Annotated in this window: 16 protein-coding genes and 1 riboswitch; of the genes, 7 read left to right on the top strand and 9 right to left on the bottom strand. The window is 71.4% G+C overall.

What is annotated here, in order from left to right:
- From AS029_RS13360 to AS029_RS13345, 4 genes are all read right to left on the bottom strand, one after another.
- Positions 1-1,216, bottom strand: a 1,216-nt coding sequence (locus tag AS029_RS13360; protein WP_082642310.1) for a DUF222 domain-containing protein, incomplete at its 3' end; no start/stop codon positions are given.
- A 387-nt stretch (positions 1,217-1,603) separates the two neighbouring features.
- Positions 1,604-2,197: a 2'-5' RNA ligase family protein gene (locus AS029_RS13355; RefSeq protein ID WP_074615948.1), complete on the bottom strand. Its 594-nt coding sequence runs from the start codon at positions 2,195-2,197 to the stop codon at positions 1,604-1,606.
- An 83-nt stretch (positions 2,198-2,280) separates the two neighbouring features.
- Positions 2,281-2,637: a GntR family transcriptional regulator gene (locus AS029_RS13350; RefSeq protein WP_058233072.1), complete on the bottom strand. Its 357-nt coding sequence runs from the start codon at positions 2,635-2,637 to the stop codon at positions 2,281-2,283.
- A 3-nt stretch (positions 2,638-2,640) separates the two neighbouring features.
- Positions 2,641-4,284, bottom strand: a complete 1,644-nt coding sequence (locus AS029_RS13345; protein WP_058233071.1) for a D-alanyl-D-alanine carboxypeptidase family protein — start codon at positions 4,282-4,284, stop codon at positions 2,641-2,643.
- A gap of 36 nt (positions 4,285-4,320) precedes the next feature.
- A riboswitch (TPP riboswitch) is annotated at positions 4,321-4,430 on the top strand.
- Here AS029_RS13345 and AS029_RS13340 point away from each other — a divergent pair.
- The 3 genes from AS029_RS13340 (at position 4,424) to AS029_RS13330 (ending at position 7,322) form a co-directional block, all read left to right on the top strand.
- The gene (locus AS029_RS13340) at positions 4,424-5,056 is read left to right on the top strand and encodes an ECF transporter S component (RefSeq protein ID WP_058233070.1); all 633 of its coding nucleotides are present in this window, start codon (positions 4,424-4,426) and stop codon (positions 5,054-5,056) included. (Overlaps the previous riboswitch by 7 nt.)
- On the top strand, positions 5,056-6,504 hold the full coding sequence (locus tag AS029_RS13335) for an ABC transporter ATP-binding protein (protein ID WP_058233069.1): 1,449 nt from the start codon (positions 5,056-5,058) through the stop codon (positions 6,502-6,504). The genes AS029_RS13340 and AS029_RS13335 overlap by 1 nt, the downstream gene beginning before the upstream one ends.
- A complete protein-coding gene (locus AS029_RS13330; RefSeq protein ID WP_082642302.1) occupies positions 6,501-7,322 on the top strand; it encodes an energy-coupling factor transporter transmembrane component T family protein in 822 nt (273 codons plus the stop codon). The genes AS029_RS13335 and AS029_RS13330 overlap by 4 nt, the downstream gene beginning before the upstream one ends.
- 48 nt (positions 7,323-7,370) lie before the next feature.
- Here AS029_RS13330 and AS029_RS13325 read toward each other — a convergent pair whose 3' ends face one another.
- Positions 7,371-7,865, bottom strand: a complete 495-nt coding sequence (locus AS029_RS13325) for a GNAT family N-acetyltransferase (protein WP_058233068.1) — start codon at positions 7,863-7,865, stop codon at positions 7,371-7,373.
- Between the two features lie 103 nt (positions 7,866-7,968).
- Here AS029_RS13325 and AS029_RS13320 point away from each other — a divergent pair, with 103 nt between their 5' ends.
- From AS029_RS13320 to AS029_RS13305, 4 genes are all read left to right on the top strand, one after another.
- Complete coding sequence (locus tag AS029_RS13320; protein ID WP_058233067.1) at positions 7,969-8,928, top strand: hypothetical protein; 960 nt, start codon at positions 7,969-7,971, stop codon at positions 8,926-8,928.
- 87 nt (positions 8,929-9,015) lie between these two features.
- On the top strand, positions 9,016-9,777 hold the full coding sequence (locus AS029_RS13315; RefSeq protein WP_058233066.1) for an SDR family NAD(P)-dependent oxidoreductase: 762 nt from the start codon (positions 9,016-9,018) through the stop codon (positions 9,775-9,777).
- Positions 9,774-10,550 (top strand): enoyl-CoA hydratase/isomerase family protein, encoded by a 777-nt coding sequence (locus AS029_RS13310; protein WP_058233065.1) that lies wholly within the window; start codon positions 9,774-9,776, stop codon positions 10,548-10,550. Before AS029_RS13315 ends, AS029_RS13310 begins: the two co-directional genes overlap by 4 nt.
- The gene (locus AS029_RS13305) at positions 10,547-11,434 is read left to right on the top strand and encodes an SDR family oxidoreductase (RefSeq protein WP_074615947.1); all 888 of its coding nucleotides are present in this window, start codon (positions 10,547-10,549) and stop codon (positions 11,432-11,434) included. The genes AS029_RS13310 and AS029_RS13305 overlap by 4 nt, the downstream gene beginning before the upstream one ends.
- 139 nt (positions 11,435-11,573) lie before the next feature.
- On the opposite strand, the gene AS029_RS13300 is transcribed toward AS029_RS13305, so the two are convergent.
- The 4 genes from AS029_RS13300 to AS029_RS13285 form a co-directional block, all read right to left on the bottom strand.
- Positions 11,574-12,419, bottom strand: a complete 846-nt coding sequence (locus AS029_RS13300; protein ID WP_058233064.1) for a Cof-type HAD-IIB family hydrolase — start codon at positions 12,417-12,419, stop codon at positions 11,574-11,576.
- 59 nt (positions 12,420-12,478) lie between these two features.
- Positions 12,479-13,897, bottom strand: a complete 1,419-nt coding sequence (locus tag AS029_RS13295; protein WP_058233063.1) for a glycoside hydrolase family 1 protein — start codon at positions 13,895-13,897, stop codon at positions 12,479-12,481.
- 19 nt (positions 13,898-13,916) lie between these two features.
- On the bottom strand, positions 13,917-15,776 hold the full coding sequence (locus AS029_RS13290; RefSeq protein WP_058233062.1) for a beta-glucoside-specific PTS transporter subunit IIABC: 1,860 nt from the start codon (positions 15,774-15,776) through the stop codon (positions 13,917-13,919).
- Positions 15,777-15,965: 189 nt separating this feature from the next.
- Positions 15,966-16,874: a PRD domain-containing protein gene (locus AS029_RS13285; protein ID WP_058233061.1), complete on the bottom strand. Its 909-nt coding sequence runs from the start codon at positions 16,872-16,874 to the stop codon at positions 15,966-15,968.
- Positions 16,875-16,923: the final 49 nt, after the last annotated feature.

Below are 16,923 nucleotides of genomic sequence, written 5' to 3'. Positions count from 1 at the left end.
AGCGGCAGTGGCGGTCGCGTGCGCGCAGGTGGCGGTCGATGGCGGTGGTGCGGTGGTAGGTGTCGGTGTGGAGGACGGCTCCGGTGATGGGGTGGGTGATGACGCGGTCCCAGGGGAGTGTGGTGGTTTCGGTGAGGGTGCGGGCGGTGTGGGCGTCGAGGGGTCCGTGGCCGACGAGTTCGGCGGGGTCGGTGTTCTCGGCGTCAGGCTTCAGCATGGTCAACGCCGGGACGATGACCTGAACCCGCGCGTGGATGGTGCCGAGGGTGCCGGGACCGTCGTCGGTGCGGGTGGGGTCGGCGGTGGGTGCGGCGGTGAGGAGCAGGTCGGTGAGGATGTCGGCGCGCAGTTGCGCGGTGGTGCGCTCGTCGGTGAGGGCCTGCGGGGCCTGTGGGGCGTCGTCGCGTGGCGTGTTGAAGGTGTCTGGCGTGGGGTGAGGTGCGGCCGGGGTGATGTGGCTGATCGCCGTTGCCGTTGCCGTCGCCGCCGCGGGGTGGGCGGCCGTGTGTGTGGCGGGCGCGGTGTTGCGGGGTGTGTCGGCCAGCGTGGCGGCGACACCGGTGCGGGTGTCGATGATGGCGCGGCTTTGTTGGGTGAGGCGGTCGTAGATGCCGACGGCGAGCACGGTGGGGAGGGTGGCGATGAGGTCGGACATGCCGTCGTGTCCGGTGACGATGCGCACGCAGCGGGTGTCGCGGCCGCGGTGGTGTCGTTCGGTGATGGTGGTGGGGTGCAGGCGTTCGGCGAGCATGGCGAGGCGGGTGCGTAGCCGGCCGGGGCTGAGCGTTCGGGCGGTGGCGACGGCGAGCAGGTCGAACTCGGTGCGCGCGTCGGCTGGGAGGGGGGTGCCGATGTCGACGATGGCGTGGACGTGGGCGCGGGTGAGGGCTCCGGCCTCCCATGCGGCGAGGGTGTGCGGGTAGTGGTCGACGAGGGTCATCGCCCGCTGGATGTGGGTTTGGACGGTGCGGTCGGAGAGGTTTTCGGCGGCGGCGATTTCGGAGGCGACTTCTCGGAGGGCGAGTTCGGCGGCGCGGGCGGTGGCGCGTTGGTCGGCCATGACGTCGAGGGCGAGGTGGCCTGCGGCGGCGAGGGCGCGGGTGCGGGCGGCGTCGGCGGCGGCGAGGGCGGCGCCGGTTGCGAGCACGTCGTCGAGCACCGCGGTCAGGGCCGCGGGCCCGCCTTTCGGGGCTGTGGGGACGACGCGATCAGGCATGTGTGCATGCTAGCGGCGACCTCTGACATCGCCCCGGGCTCGCGGGCGTGATCGGGGATGAACCGGCGATAAGGCGGGATGGGGAGGAGGGGCGTCGCCCGCTCGGCCGGCCCCGGTGGCTTCGACAGGCTCAGCCACCTCGCGCGTCGGGCGGGTCCGGTGGCTTCGACAGGCTCAGCCACCTCACGCGTCAGCGGGAACCGGCGGCTTCGACAGGCTCAGCCACCTGACGTGAGCATGGTGTCGGTGGCTTCGACGGGCTCAGCCACCTCGCGCGATCAACCGGCCCGGTGGCTTCGACGGGCTCAGCCCCCTCGCGCGATCAACCGGCCCGGCGGCTTCGACGGGCTCAGCCACCTCCGCGCAGCCACCCCGCGAGACGCCGCGTCAGGCTCGGGCGAGGGGCATGTTCTCGATGTGCTCGCCGTCGTCGTCGTACCAGACGAAATCCACGGAGGAGACGGTCTCGAAGGGCTTCGGCTCCACCTCGCGCGCGCTCGCCTCGAGCGCCTGAGCCCACGCCTGCTCGTCGAGCGCGTTCGCATAGGCGAGCGACAGGTGGAACACCCACTCATCGAGCGGCAGCTCGCCGATCCGCACGAAGTCCCTCGAATCGAGCAGCGCCGTCAGGCTTTCGTAGGCGTCGAGCAGCGAATGCGTCCGCTCGAGGCGCGCGATGAGCACGCCGAACGGCGGTGGGAACCCGTCGACCGCTTCGACGCGCAGATCGATCGGCGCCCTGGAGCGCGCCCAGCCGGCGATCGTCTCGCGGAGCGGCGCGACACGCTCCGGCTCGAAGAAGCCGCGCAGCGTGACGTGGCCCGTGTGCGGGTGCGGGATGCCACCTGGCAACCGCCCGAGAACGGCGGACTGCTCGCTGCGGTAGAACTCGGCCACGGCGGCGCCGGGTCGCAGGACGACGTACTGCTGACCTTTCAGGGACTCGAGCAGGGCCGGCTCCGTCATGTAGGGCGTGGGCATGCGGCATCCTTCCGTCATCGGCTGTGCGAAGACGCTACCGGCCGCGAACCGGCCCAGCCATCCCGCCTACAACTGACAGCGTCTCAGCGCTCGCCCAGCGCGGCCTTCACCAGCGCCACCGCGTCCTCCGCGGAGACACCCAGCCGCCGCACCGTTTCGGCGTACGCCTCGGCCGCGGCGGCGGCGCGAGACGACGCCGCATCGCCACCGCGCACGATCGTGCCGGCGCGCCCGCGGGTCTCGACGTAGCCTGCCTCCTCGAGCTCTCTGTAGGCCCGGGCCACGGTGTTCGCGGCGAGGTTCAGCTCGGCGGCCAGGGTGCGAACGGGAGGCAGGCGCGTCCCGGCGACGAGCGAACCGTCGTCGATGGCGGCGATCACCTGCGCCCGCACCTGCTCGTACGGCGGTGTGGGCGAGGCGGCATCCAGGGCGAAATCCATGGCTCAGTCGTTCACGCCGAACAGGTCGAGGGGATGCGTCAGCCGCCACCACGGGCTGGGCGGCTCGATCTCGGTGGCGAGCTGCACGTCGACGGTGTCGGCGTCGACCGGACCGGTTGCGGTGAAGGTGCCGACCGTCGCGCCGGGCTCCGTCGCGTCGCCCAGGTCGAAGTCGGCGGAGGTCTTGGCGGCGCCGCCGTTCCACAGCACGACGGTGGCATCGGCCGCGGTGACGATGTCGATGTCGTCGCCCCAGAGTGTCTCGACCTTGCCGATGACGGTGCCGGCGGTCACCGAGGGGCGCGGCTGCAGCTCCTGCTCGATGCGTGCGAACAGATCGCGGGTGGCCTGATTGCGGCTGTCGGGACCGGGTTGGCCGAGCACCGCGGCGTACGCGCGGATCGTCGCGTCGCCGACCGTGATGTCTTTCGCGGTCAGCAGGTTCCACGCGTCGAGGGTCCCCGTCTTGACGCCGACCACCCCCGGATCGGCGAGCAGGGCGTTGCCGTTCTTGAACGTGCCGGCACCGGGGAGCGTGAGCTCGGGCGTGCGCACGATCTCGGCGATCACGGGATTCGCGAGCGCGCGCTCGGCGAGCGAGATGAGAGCGGCCGGCGTCGCGGTGTTGCCCGCCTCGATCCCGGTCGGATTGACGATCGTGATGCCGTCGATGCCCCGCTCGACGAGGTACTGGTTCGCGGCGGCCGAGAACTCGGCATCCGTTCCGAACAGGTCGGATGCCAGACGCTGGGCGTAGTTGTTCGCGGAAGCGATCAGCATGCCCTGCAGCATCTGCAGTTCGGTGAGGCTGCCGTCGATCGGCACGTCGAGCGACGACTCGCCGCGGGCGCGGTACTGCCAATAATCGGCGCTGTCGGCCTGCGTGAACGCGTACGTCGGACCCTGCTCGCCCGGTGCGAGCGGCAGCCGGTCGAGCACGACGAGGGCCGTGACGACCTTGGTGATGCTCGCGATCGACTCGGGGGCGATCGCCGCGGTCGACAGCGTCTCGGGCACTCCGTCGATGGCGATGGCGGCTTCGCCCTCGGCGGGCCACGCGGGTTCGGCGGCGGGAGCGGCGACGGGCTGCACGCCGACGGCACGCGTGGTCGGTGCGACGGCGTTCAACGGCCACAGCAGGGTCGCGGCCGCGTACACCGCGAGCATCAGCACGAGAAGGACCGGCGGAATGACCGTCGCTGGGCGGAAGATGCGGCGACGACGGCCGGCCAGCAGGTCGGCGGCTCGCGACCCGGCGCCCGGGGCGCCCGCGGCGGGTGCGGCTCGCAGATCGGCCGCGTCATCGGGATCGACCCAGGTCAGAGCCCCGATCAGAACGGGGGCGCCGGATGCCGCGGGTGCCTGTGCGGCCGCGACGGGCGCGGCCGGCACCGGGTCGACGGCGGTTCCGGATGCCAAGCCAGCCGACGTCGCGGGAGTGCGCGCGGCCTGCGCGGCAGCGACGGGCGCGGCCGGCGCCGGGTCGACGGCGGTTCCGGATGCCGCGGGCGCCTGCGCTGCGGACACGGGCGAGGCCGGCGCATGCTCGGCGGGAGCTTCGGCCGCGGCGGCGTCGGCCTCCGGAGGCTCCGCGGCATCCCCCGGACGGCGCAGGTCGCGCCTGGTGGCCGGGGTCTGCTCGTGCACCCGCCCACGCTACCCCGGGCGCACCCCTATACTCGTCACGTCAACCACGGGAGTCCGGTGAGCCGGGCTGAGAGGAAGCGACCCACGCTTCGACCGTCGAACCTGATCCGGATCATGCCGGCGCAGGGAGGAGTAAGAAATGCACACGTCCACGTCTGCGCGCACGGCCCCCGCCGTGGCATCCGCGAACCGCTTCTCGTGGCGCGTCGTCGACATCGTCGTCGCCGCCGTTCTGGGTGTCGCCATCGGCCTGGTCTTCTGGGGCTGGAACACCGTCGGCGGCCTGTGGTTCGTCGCGATGGACGGCCTCACGCCCGGTCTCGGCGGCATCGCGGTCGGCATCTGGCTGATCGGCGGGGTCATCGGCGGTCTGGTCATCCGCAAGCCCGGGGCGGCCCTGCTGGTCGAACTGATCGCGGCGATCGTGTCGTCGCTGATCGGCAACGTCTGGGGCGTCACCACGATCTTCTCGGGCCTCGCTCAGGGGCTCGGCGCGGAGCTCATCTTCCTGGCCTTCCTCTACCTGCGTTTCACCCTGCCCGTCTCGATGCTCGCGGGCGCGGGAGCCGGCGTCGGCGCGTGGGTGCTGGAGCTGTTCCTCTCGGCCAACATCGAGAAGTCCATCGAGTTCAACCTCCTCTACCTCGGCACGCTCATCGTCTCGGGCGCGCTGCTGGCCGGTCTCGTCGGCTGGCTTCTGGTTCGGGCCCTCGCCGCGACGGGGGCGCTCAGCCGCTTCGCCGTGGGCCGGGAAGCACGCCGCGACGTCTGATGACGGGCCCCGCACGCGTCGACGTCGAGGGATGGGGCTGGCGGTACGCGGGCCGGAAGCGTCCCGCCACGCGTGACATCGAGCTCTCGATCGAGCCCGGCGAGCGCGTCCTGCTGCTCGGTGCCTCGGGGGCGGGCAAGTCGACGCTGCTCGCCGGACTCGCCGGCCTGCTCGGCGGAAGCGACGAGGGCGAGCGCGCTGGTCGCATCCGCGTCGACGGTCAGGCGCCGGAGGCGCAGCGCGGCCGGATCGGCCTCGTGCTGCAAGACCCGGAGTCGGGCATCGTGCTGTCGAAGGTCGGCGACGACGTCGCGTTCGGGTGCGAGAACCTCGGCGTGCCCGCGGCGGAGATCCCGTCGCGGGTGGCCGAGGCCGTGGCATCCGTGGGTCTGACCGTGCCCCTCGACCGCCCCACGAAGGCGCTGTCGGGCGGCCAGAAGCAGCGTCTCGCCCTCGCCGGGGTGCTGGCGATGCGCCCGGGACTGCTGCTGCTCGACGAGCCGACCGCCAACCTCGACCCCGAGGGCGTCACCGAGGTGCGCGCGGCGGTCGAGCACGTCGTGCGCACCGACGGAACGACCCTCGTGCTCATCGAGCACCGCACCGACGTGTGGGCCGACCTCATGACGCGGGTCGTCGTGCTCGCCCCCGGCGGCGGGGTGCTGGCCGATGGCGAGCCCGCGCGGGTCTTCGCCGAGCACGGCGATGCGCTGGCGGCGGCGGGCGTATGGGTGCCGGGGCGTCCCGTCGAGCTGCCGACGCCCGCTCCGCTGGTGGCACCGGATGCCGTGCTCTCGGCGCAGACGTTGTCGATCGGACGCGAGAGACGTGCGGTCGTGGCATCCGGGCTCGACGTCGTCGTCCCCCGCGCGGCCGGAACCGTCATCACGGGCCCGAACGGCGTCGGCAAGTCGACGCTCGCCCTCACCCTGGCAGGGCTTCTGCCCGAACTGGCGGGCGCGGTGGTGGCGGCCGAGGCTCTCGCCGCGCGCGGCGTCCGTCGTCCCTCGCGCTGGCGGTCGACCGAGCTGCTGACGCGCATCGGCACGGTGTTCCAGGAGCCCGAGCACCAGTTCCTCGCCTCGACCCTGCGCGATGAGCTCGCCGTCGGCCCCCGGGCACTGCGGATGCCGTCGGCCCAGGTGGACGCGATCGTCGACGAGCTGCTCGAGCGGTTGGATCTGGCATCCCTCGCCCTCGCCAACCCCTTCACCCTCTCGGGCGGGCAGAAGCGCAGACTGTCGGTGGCGACGGTACTCGCCGCCTCGCCCGAGGTCATCGTGCTGGACGAGCCCACTTTCGGGCAGGACCGCCGCGGATGGAGCGAGCTGGTCACGCTGCTGCAGCGTGAGATCGAACGCGGACGCACCGTCGTCGCCGTCACCCACGACGCCGACGTCATGCGCCACCTCGGCCGGCACCGGATCGCGCTCGGGGGCGCCGCGTGAGCGGCCGGTCGGGGGTCGGATCGCGGGATGCCGCGGCCGCGCCCCTCGGGATCCCCTCGCGGACCGCGTGGCTCGACGGCGTGAACCCCGTGGCGAAGGTCGCGATGGTCATCGTGCTCGCGGTGCCGCTGCTGGTGTCGATCGACGCCGTGAGCGCCGCCACGGCCATCGTGCTCGAGCTGTCATGCGTTCCGCTCACCGGCGTCGCCTTCGGCACGGTGCTGAAGCGGCTGGTGCCGGTGATGCTGTTCGCGCCCGTCGCCGGCCTCAGCATGCTGCTCTACGCCCGTCCGGGCGGCACGGTCTACGGCAGCTTCCTGTTCGCCACGGTCAGTGACAACTCGATCCAGCTCTCCGTCGCGGTGCTGCTGCGCGTGGTGGCCCTGGCGCTGCCGATGATCCTGCTGTTCGCCCGTACGGATCCCACCGAGCTCGCCGACGCGCTCGCGCAGGTGGCGAAGCTGCCGAGCCGCTTCGTGCTCGGCGTGCTCGCCGGTGCCCGCACGGTCGGGCTGTTCGTCGACGACTGGCGCACGATGACACTCGCGCGTCGTGCGCGCGGCCTCGGCGATCGGGGGGCGGTGCGGCGATTCTTCTCGATGGCGTTCGTGCTGCTCGTCTTCGCGGTGCGCCGCGGCACGAAGCTCGCGACCGCCATGGAGGCCCGCGGCTTCGGCTCCGGGATTGATCGCACGTGGGCGCGTCCTTCGACGCTGTCGGCGCGGGATGCCGTGGCCGTCGGCGGCGCGATCCTGCTCATGGTCGTGGCGCTCGGCGCGGCGGTGGTGACGGGGGCGTTCCGCGTCGTCGGGTCGTGAGGCAGCGGGCGTGGATCCGCACGCCGTCGAACGCTCAGCGCAGGCTCGTCAGAGCACGTACTCGAAGCAGAGGGAGCGCGGCATCGTCTCGATGTACGGCTCGTACACGTCGATCGGCGTGAACCCGGCGGCCGCGTACAGGCGCAGCGACTCGGGCTGCATCCTCCCGCTCTGCAGGATCACGCGTTGCGCGCCGCCTCGCCGGGCGAGATCGACGACCGCCGACGTGAGCGCGCGGCCGACGCCGCGCCGGCGGGCGGCGGCGACCACGACGAGACGCTTGAGCTCCCACTCGTGGCCGAGGCGTCGGAGCATCACGTGCCCGAGCGGTGTGCCGTCGGCGTCCAGGGCGACGAAGGTCGCCACGACCTGCTCCGCGTGCACGGCGAGGGCTGTCTCGCGCTTCGCCGCGAACTCGGGGGTGTCGTCGGCATCGGCGTCGCGGTAGCGCTCGTCGAGGTCGGCATCGAGGATGCCGCGGAGCGTCGCCGCGCGCGGATCGTCGACGTCGACCTGCTCGATGCGGAAGGGCCGTTCGTTCACCCGTCGAGCCTAGGCTCCGCCGAATGGCGCGCACAGCCGGATCGGTTCGCTCCGGGTTCGGTGGCGTTGTTGGTCGGGGTGCACAATGAACGGGGGGAGTGTCATGGGTCTTTCGCTGGGGCTGTTGGGCGTGTGCATCGTGGTCGCCGCGGCGATGCTGTTCTTGGCGATGCCGCGTGTCGGCACGCCGGGGCCACTGACGCTCTTCCTGCGCTTCGCCGCGGTCTCGGGGGTGGCCGCGGTCGGATCGAGCGCGATGTACTTCATCTACGGCTCCGGCGGCGGCCTGCTGACCCTCGCCTTCGGCGACGTCTCGATGGTGTCGGCGCCGGCGCTGCTCACGGTGGCGGTGTGCGTGCTCGCGAGACGCGGCGTGCGACGGGCGGCGGTCGCGGCGCTGATGCTCGCGACGGTGGTCGGCATCGTCAGCGTGGTGATCCCGCTCCCCGCCTCCCTCGCGGTGAAGGCCCTCGGCCTCACCGCCGCCTGCGCGGCGTGCACCGTCGTGGTCGTGCGGAGTCGCCCGCAGCCGGCGGGTCCGCTCCGGCTCATCGCGACGGTGACCGGCGTCTATGCCGTGTTCAGTGCGGCGCGCGTGATCGTGGCCGGGGTGGCGGGCTGGGACTCGCCGCTGTACGCCGCGGCGTTCTCGTTCGGACCGACGACGCTGATGGGCGGTCTGGCGGTGGTGCTGATCGGCGCCGCGGTCGTGAGGGTGCGGTTCGGCCCCCGCCCCGATGCGCCCCGCGCGCGGAGGAGCGGGGGGTCGGTGGTCGTCGTCGGCGACTGGGACCTCGCCGCCGCCGCCTTCGGGCCCCACCGCGTTCGCCAGCTGGTCGATGACCTGCGCCGCGCGGCCCGCGACCTCGACCCGACGGCGACCGATGTGCCGCGTGGCGTCGAGACGCACGCGTCCGACCCGGTCGCCGCCCTCTCGGCTCGGTTGCGAGAGGCGTACGGCTGGACCGTCGAAGACACGATCCTGCTCGTCGGCGACGATCCGCAGCCGTCTCCGTCGCTGAAGCACCGTCTCGGTCGCCGGCTGCCGGCCGCGCGGGACTGATCGGGGAGAAGGGGCGCGGCCCGCACTCTCGTGCGATCCGGAGTCTCGACTAGGGTGGGACTCGGTTTCAGCTTCGAAGGAGAACGCATGGACATCTCAGGAGCCTCCGCCCTCGTCACCGGAGGCGCGTCCGGGCTCGGACTCGCCACCGCCCGGCGCCTCGCCACGGCCGGTGCGCACGTCACCGTCGTCGACCTCCCCTCGTCGTCTGGGGCAGACGTCGCCGACCGGCTCGGCGGCTCGTTCGCCGCCGCCGACGTGACGGATGCCGACCAGGTCGCGGCCGCCGCCGCCCTCGCCGCCGAGGCCGGCCCGCTCCGCGTCGTCGTGAACTGCGCGGGGATCGCGCCTCCGGCGAAGGTGCTCGACCGCGAGGGCACCCCCTCGTCCCTGCAGGACTTCGAGCGCGTCATCCGGGTCAACCTCATCGGCACGTACAACGTGATCGCCCAGACGTCGGCCGTGATGGCGAAGACCGACCCGACCGACGGCGGTGACCGCGGCGTCATCGTCAACACCGCCAGCGTCGCGGCCTTCGACGGGCAGATCGGCCAGCCCGCGTACTCCGCGAGCAAGGGCGGCGTGCACGCGATGACGCTCCCCATCGCCCGCGAGCTCGCCCGCCATGGCATCCGCGTCGTCACGATCGCCCCGGGCATCATGGAGACGCCCATGCTCAAGGGCCTCCCGCAGGCGGCGCAGGACTCGCTCGGCCAACAGGTGCCCTACCCCTCGCGCCTCGGCGCCCCCGACGAATACGCGCGGCTCGTGCTCGCAATCGTCGACAACGGCTATCTCAACGGTGAGACGATCCGCCTCGACGGTGCGATCCGGATGGCTCCGAAATGACCGACGGCATCCTGCTCGACATCTCGCAGGGCCTGGCGCGGGTGACGTTCGACCGGCCCGCGTCGCTCAACGCGATGGACTTCCCCATGGCCGCGCGCTGGCGCGAGGTCGCCCACCAGGTCACCTCCGACACGTCGGTGGGAGCGGTGATCCTGGATGCCGACGGCCCCGCGTTCTGCGCGGGCGGCGACGTGGTGGCCATGGCGACGAGCGGCTCCTCGGGTGCCGACGTCACCGCGACGGCCGAGGCGATCCACGACGGCATCCGCACCTTCGTCGACGCGCCGCTGCCGATGGTCGCCGCCGTGCAGGGCGCTGTCGCGGGCGGCGGGCTCGGGCTCATGCTCACGGCCGACTACGTCGTCGCGAGCGAGAACGCCCGGTTCGTCAGCCGCTACGCCAACATCGGGCTCACCCCCGACCTGGGCGTGTCGACCCTGCTTCCCGCGGCGATCGGGCAGCGACGGGCGCTGCAGCTGCTGCTGCAGGATCGGATGCTGGATGCCGCGGAGGCCCGGGACTGGGGGCTCGTCGCCGAGGTCGTGGCATCCGGTGATCTCGCGTCGCGGGTGGACGAGATCGCGCGCTTCTGGCTCGACGGGGCGACCGCGGCGTTCGGGCAGGCCACGCGTCTCGTGCGCGTCGGCGCGGGGCGCACATTCGCCGAGAACCTCGCCGACGAGGCTGTCACGATCGGCGCCGCCTTCGACACCCCCGAAGCGAAGGCGCGGGTGGCCGCCTTCGCCGCCGCCTCCGCGAAAGGACGCTCATGACCTCCACCGACCGTGCGGCCGCCGACGGAGCGCCCGGAGCCTCCGCCGGGACCGGCCCCCTCGCGGGCAAGACCATCCTCATGTCGGGCGGCAGCCGCGGCATCGGCCTCGCGATCGCGCTGCGCGCCGCCCGCGACGGCGCGAACATCGCGATGCTCGCCAAGACCGACACCCCGCACCCGAAGCTCCCCGGCACCGTGCACACCGCCGCCGACGAGATCCGGGCGGCGGGCGGTCAGGCGCTGCCGATCGTGGGCGACGTGCGCGACGAGGCATCCATCACCGAGGCCGTGATGCGGACGGTCGGGGAGTTCGGCGGCATCGACATCGTCGTCAACAACGCCAGCGTCATCGACCTGTCGGGTTCGCTCGAGCTCGCGACGAAGAAGTACGACCTCATGCAGGACGTCAACGTGCGCGGGACCTTCCTGCTCTCGCGCGCCGCGGTGCCGCAGCTGCGCGATGCCGCGAATCCGCACATCCTGTCGCTGTCGCCGCCGCTGAACGTCACCCCGAGATGGCTCGGCGCCCACACGGGCTACAGCCTCGCGAAGTTCGGCATGACGATGGCGACGCTCGGCCTGGCGGCGGAGTTCGCCGACGCCGGCATCGCCGCCAACACCCTGTGGCCGCGCACGACGATCGCGACCGCGGCCGTGCAGAACGTCATCGGCGGCGACCGGCTGATGGCCGTGTCGCGCACCCCGGAGATCTACGCGGATGCCGCCTACGAGGTGCTGACCGCCCCGTCGCGCGAACGCACCGGGCAGACGCTGATCGTCGAGGACGTGCTTCTCGCGGCCGGGGTGACCGACTTCTCGGCCTACGCCGCTGTGCCGGGGACGCCGGACGAGGCGATGTACCCGGACATCTTCCTCGACTGAGGCGCCGGGTGCCGGTCCCTTCGACAGGCTCAGGGACCTGGGTGGGACGGAGGAGGCTGAGCCTGTCGAAGCCTCCGGGCGGCAGCAGGATTCGGTCCCTTCGACAAGCTCAGGGACCTGGGCGCGGGAGCCGCGGGTCCTAGATCAGGCCCAGCTCCGCGAACGCGTTGCGCACGCCGTCGTCCAGCACCGCGGTGGTCACCCGGCCCGCCAGGCGCTGCAGCTCGGGCTCGGCGTTGCCCATCGCGACGGGGGTTCCGACGACCTCGAACATCTCGACGTCGTTCCAGCTGTCGCCGATGCCGATGGCATCCGTCGCCGACAACCCGAGCACGCCCAGCACCTCGGTGATGGCCGAGCCCTTGGTCACGCCGGCCTGCCCGATCTCGCCGTTCGAGCCGCCGGGCAGGGGCATCGAGCCCGGGATGACGTGGAAGCCCTCGCCCAGCTCGGCCGCGGCGTGGGCGACGGTGTCGGGAGACGGGCTGACGAACACGGCCTTCGCGACGCGATCGCGGTCGACGTCGGCCACGTCGCGCAGGTCGCGCTGACGGTGGTCGACGTCGGAGGGCAGGCCCAGCGCGGCGAGATCTTCGGCGCGCTGCGCGTGTCGGGCGCGCAGGAACTGCTCCATCGTCTCGGCCATGCCGGGGGAGGCGTGCACGGCGTCGTGCGTCTGGAGGAAGTAGTGGATGCCGTGCGCCCGGAAGTAGTCCTCCAACGCCTCGACGTCGGCCCGGGGCATCGGGCGAGCGAGGAGCATGTCGTCGTCGCGCGTGGCGTAGGCGCCGCCGTTGGAGATGATGCCGTCGAAACCGATGTCGATCACGTCGGGATGGATGTCGGCCTCGGTGCGTCCCGTGCACAGCCACACGCGGTGCCCGTTCGCACGCGCCTGCCGCACCGCCTCCACGGTGGAGGGGGCGATCACCGAACCGTGGTCGGTGATGGTGCCGTCGACGTCGAGGAAGGCGATGCGTGTCATGTGCACTCCAAAGGGTCGGCCCCGGGCCCGCGAGGACCCGGGACCGATCCGGACGGGGGTCAGCGGGTGAGGGATGCGCCGTTGGATCGAATGACGTCGGCGTACCAGCCGAACGACTTCTTCCGGTAGCGCTCCAGCGTGCCGGTTCCGTCGTCGTTTCGGTCGACGTAGATGAAACCGTACCGCTTGCTCAGCTGAGCCGTGCTGGCGCTGACGATGTCGATGCAGCCCCACGAGGTGTAGCCGAGCACGTCGACGCCGTCCTGCAGCGCTTCGCCGACCTGCACGAGGTGGTCGTTCAGGTAGGCGATGCGGTAGTCGTCGACGACGGTCTTCTCACCGTCGACCTCGACGAGCTGGTCGCGCGCGCCCAGGCCGTTCTCGACGATGAACAGCGGCTTCTGCCAGCGGTCCCAGAACTGGTTCAGCACCAGACGCAGGCCCACGGGGTCGATCTGCCAGCCCCACTCGCTCGCCTCGAGTGTCGGGTTCGACACGCCGCCCATGATGTTCCCCTCGCCGGCGACCTTCTTCGACGGGTCGGCGGTCTCGGCGATGGACATGTAGTAGCTGAACGAGACGAAGTCGACCGTGTTGGTGAGGTCGGCGCGGTCCTGGTCGGTGATGTCGAGGTCGATGCCCTTCTCGCGCAGTGTGCGGAGGAAGTACCCGGGGTATTCGCCGCGGGTGTGCACGTCGCCGTAGACCAGGTTGCCGTGGTCGGCATCCATCACCGCGCGGGCGTCGTCGGGCGACGGGGTCAGGGGGTAGATCGGCATCGACAGCACCATGCAGCCGACCTTGGCCGCGGGCGCGACCTCGCGGGCGATGCGGGTGGCGCGGGCGGATGCCACGAGCTCGTGGTGCATCGCCTGGTACAGCTGCTGCTCGGGCACGCCGCCCTCGGGGATCGGGATGCCGCCGCTCATGAACGGTGCGTGCAGCAGCGAGTTGATCTCGTTGAACGTAAGCCAGTACTTCACGCGTGCGCCGAAGCGCTCGAACAGGGTGCGGGCGTAGCGCTCGTAGAAGCCGATCAGCTCGCGGTCGGTCCAGCCGCCGTACTGCTCCGCCAGGTGCAGCGGGGTCTCGTAGTGCGAGATGGTCACGAGCGGCTCGATGCCGTGCTTCTCGAGCTCGTCGAGGATGCGGTCGTAGAACGCCAGCCCCGCCTCGTTCGGCTCGGTCTCGTCGCCCTTCGGGAAGATGCGGCTCCACGCGATCGAGAAGCGGTAGACGCCGAAGCCCATCTCGGCGAACAGCGCGATGTCCTCCGCGTAGCGGTGGTAGTGGTCGATGCCGACGAGCTTGAGGTTGTCGGGCGTGGGCTCCGCGCTGCGGGGCCCCGAGATGCCCTTCGGCATCACGTCCTGCACCGACAGACCCTTGCCGTCTTCGTCGTACGCGCCCTCGATCTGGTTCGCTGCGGTCGCGCCGCCCCAGAGGAACCCGTTGGGGAAGGGGGTGGTGGTCGTCATGTTCTGTGCCTCCAGGGGGTCAGCGGGTGGTGGTGAGGGAGTCGACCGAGACGGCGCGGAACAGCTTCTCGCCGTGCGAGAGAGGTCCGGATGCCACGTCGGCGACGTCGGGATACAGCTCGCCGTTGGTGACGATGACCGGCGTGATCAGGTCGTACCCCGCGGCCTCGATCGCGGCGCCGTCGAATTCCAGCAGCAGATCGCCGGCCTTCACCTCGGTGCCGGACTGCACCTTGAGGGTGAAGTGCCGGCCGCCGAGCTTGACGGTGTCGAGACCGACGTGGATGAGCAGCTCGACACCGTCGACACCGCGCAGGCCGATCGCGTGACCGGTGGGGAACGCCGCGACGACGGTGGCGTCGAAGGGGGCGTACACCGCGCCGGAGGTCGGGCGCACGGCCACGCCCTTGCCGAGCGAGGCGTCGGCGAAGGCGGCATCCGGAACCTCCGCGAGCGGCACGACGGTGCCGTCGACCGGATTGGCGACGACCGTGTCGGTGGCGACCGCGGGCGTGGTGGGGGCGGTGGCATCGGCCGGGTCCGTGAAGCCGACAAGCACCGTCAGCAGGAACGGCACGATGATCGCGGCCGCGAGGCCGATCGCGAGCATCACCATGTTGCCGTTGCCGAGCAGGGCGGGCAGTGCCAGGGCAGACGGCACGACGAAGGCCTTCGAGAACACCCCGCCCATCGCGATCAGAGCGCCGCCGAGGGCGCCGCCGGCGACGCCGAAGGCGAAGGGACGCTTCAGCGGCAGGTTGATGCCGTAGATGGCGGGCTCGGTGATGCCGGCGAGGAAGCCCGAGAGCGTGGCGGGAGCGGCGAGCGAGCGCAGGTTCTTGTTCTTCGTGCGGACGAGCACGCCGGCGACGGCCGCGGCCTGGGCGAGCACCGCGGCGAAGACCGGGCCGAGCAGGAAGATCATGCCGGTGTTCTGGTACTCGAGCTGGAACAGCGGGACCAGGCCCCAGTGCAGGCCGAAGATCACGAAGACCTGCCACAGGCCGCCCATGATCGCGCCGCCCAGCCAGGGGAGGGTCTCGAAGACCCAGCCGATACCGGTGGCGAGCCCGCCGCCGATGAGGCTCGAGAGGGGGCCGATGACGAGGAAGACCAGCGGCACGGCGACGAGCACGACGAGCATCGGTGTCAGGAAGCGGCGCACGGCGCCGGGCAGCACCTTCAGCAGGAACCGTTCGGCGTGGCTCTGCAGCCACACGATGATGATCACCGGGATCACGCTCGAGACGTAGCTGACCATCGTGACCGGGATGCCGAAGAACGTGATGTCGGGCTGACCGTTCAGCGCCGTGATCGTGGGGTAGACCAGCGCCGCGGCGATGGCGAACGAGGTGAACTCCGACGCCTTGAAGTAGCGCGCCGCCGTGATCGCCAGGGCGATGGGGAGGAAGTTGATCAGCGCGTCGGAGAGGGCGTTGAGGATGACGTAGGTGGTGGTCGTGGCATCCAGCCAGCCGAAGGTGACGGCGGCGGCGACGAAGGCCTTCAGAAGACCGGTGCCGGCCAGGGCCCAGAGGATCGGCGTGAAGATCGCCGAGATCATCTTGATGAAACGGTTGAAGAGATTGCCCTTGGGGCCCGCGTCGCCGCCCTCGGGGCCGGAACCGCCGAGCGTCGTCTGCGCCTGGATCGCGGCGAACACGTCGGGGACGTCGTTGCCGATGACGACCTGGTACTGCCCGCCCGCCTGCGCCGTGGTGATGACGCCCGGGGTGGCGCGCAGCGCCGCGGCATCCGCCTTGCTCTCGTCCTTCAGGACGAAGCGGAGCCTCGTCGCGCAGTGCACCATCGAGGTGATGTTGCTCTCTCCGCCGACGCCGGTGAGTACCGCCGCCGCTGTCTTCGCGTGATCCGTCATCGGAACCGCCTGCCTTTCGCCGCATCGATGCGGCCCGTCGAATGTTCTGTGGCGACGACCAGGGAGTGTTTCGGGCAATAAAAAAGACCCGAATCCGTTCATCGCTCGTCAGCGATGTGGATTCAGGTCTTGCCCGCTCGCGCGGTAACAATCCGGAAATCGTCGGCAGGTGTGAACCTGCGTCGGCGACTATAGCACCGGCGCGTCGGGTCCGCCAGCAGTTTCTGCGCGGCCCAGACTGGTCGCCAGTCTCTCGACGTGCACCGTGAGGTAGAGCACCTCCTCGTCGGTGAGGGTCGAGCCCGTCGCGGCGAGCACGTAGGCCTTCACCGCCTGGGCGATGCCGAAGGCACGGGGGTAGCGGTGCTTGGCGAACTCGAAGAACGACGAGTCGCCGCTGGTGAGCATCGCCCTGTTCACGAGCCGCTGCAGCAGGAAGCGCACGTGCAGGATGAAACGCGCGAAGTCCGGGCTGTCGGTGTCGAGCGCGACCCCGAGACCGGTCTCGACGGTGCGCACCACGTGCTGCACGCGGCGGAACAGCAGGGCGGCGGTGCCGTTGGGCTCGTCGCGCGTGGCGTTGAGCAGGTGCATCGTGAGGAACACACCCTCCTCGGGCGGCAGCTCCCGATCGAGGGATGCCGCGATGGACGCGGCCATGTGCTCGGCGGCACGCGATTCGTCGGGGTGGAGGATCCGCAGCTCGGGCATGGAGGTGCCGGGGATGCGGATGCCCTGGTCGAGGCGCTCGATGACGTAGTTCACGTGGTCGATGACGGCCAGCGGCAGGCGTCGGCCGAGGTCGCGCCCGAGCTCGCGCTCCGCTTCGTCGACCGCCCGCAGCACCGCCTGCACGAGTGCGTAGGGCGCGTCGGTGAGCAGTTTCTGGGCGTGGGCGGTGTCGGTGGCCTGATCGAGCACGAACGTCTTCTCGACCTTCGCGGGGTCGACGCGGCCCTCGTGCTTGAGCTGGAAGCCGATGCCCCGCCCCATGAGCACCCGCTCGCGGCCGTCGGCGTCGACCGCCACGACGACGTTGTTGTTCAGCAGCTTCTGCACGCCGCCGGGCGGGATGGGGGCATCACCGACACCGGGCACGTGAGCATCCTAGGCCGCTGCATCCGCGCGTGAGTCGCCAGAAAGTGTC

Origin of the sequence: Microbacterium enclense (assembly GCF_001456955.1) — a bacterium.
Lineage (GTDB): Bacteria > Actinomycetota > Actinomycetes > Actinomycetales > Microbacteriaceae > Microbacterium > Microbacterium enclense.
The sequence above is the reverse complement of the archived record's forward strand: the minus strand, read 5'-3'. Positions and strand labels throughout refer to the sequence as shown.

Coding starts and splice junctions, on each gene's coding strand:
- AS029_RS13300 (WP_058233064.1), bottom strand. CDS start 12,419: ATGACACGCATCGCCTTCCTCGACGTCGACGGCACCATCACCGACCAC.
- AS029_RS13320 (WP_058233067.1), top strand. CDS start 7,969: ATGGGTCTTTCGCTGGGGCTGTTGGGCGTGTGCATCGTGGTCGCCGCG.
- AS029_RS13315 (WP_058233066.1), top strand. CDS start 9,016: ATGGACATCTCAGGAGCCTCCGCCCTCGTCACCGGAGGCGCGTCCGGG.
- AS029_RS13355 (WP_074615948.1), bottom strand. CDS start 2,197: ATGCCCACGCCCTACATGACGGAGCCGGCCCTGCTCGAGTCCCTGAAA.
- AS029_RS13305 (WP_074615947.1), top strand. CDS start 10,547: ATGACCTCCACCGACCGTGCGGCCGCCGACGGAGCGCCCGGAGCCTCC.
- AS029_RS13340 (WP_058233070.1), top strand. CDS start 4,424: ATGCACACGTCCACGTCTGCGCGCACGGCCCCCGCCGTGGCATCCGCG.
- AS029_RS13290 (WP_058233062.1), bottom strand. CDS start 15,776: ATGACGGATCACGCGAAGACAGCGGCGGCGGTACTCACCGGCGTCGGC.
- AS029_RS13310 (WP_058233065.1), top strand. CDS start 9,774: ATGACCGACGGCATCCTGCTCGACATCTCGCAGGGCCTGGCGCGGGTG.
- AS029_RS13295 (WP_058233063.1), bottom strand. CDS start 13,897: ATGACGACCACCACCCCCTTCCCCAACGGGTTCCTCTGGGGCGGCGCG.
- AS029_RS13335 (WP_058233069.1), top strand. CDS start 5,056: ATGACGGGCCCCGCACGCGTCGACGTCGAGGGATGGGGCTGGCGGTAC.
- AS029_RS13350 (WP_058233072.1), bottom strand. CDS start 2,637: ATGGATTTCGCCCTGGATGCCGCCTCGCCCACACCGCCGTACGAGCAG.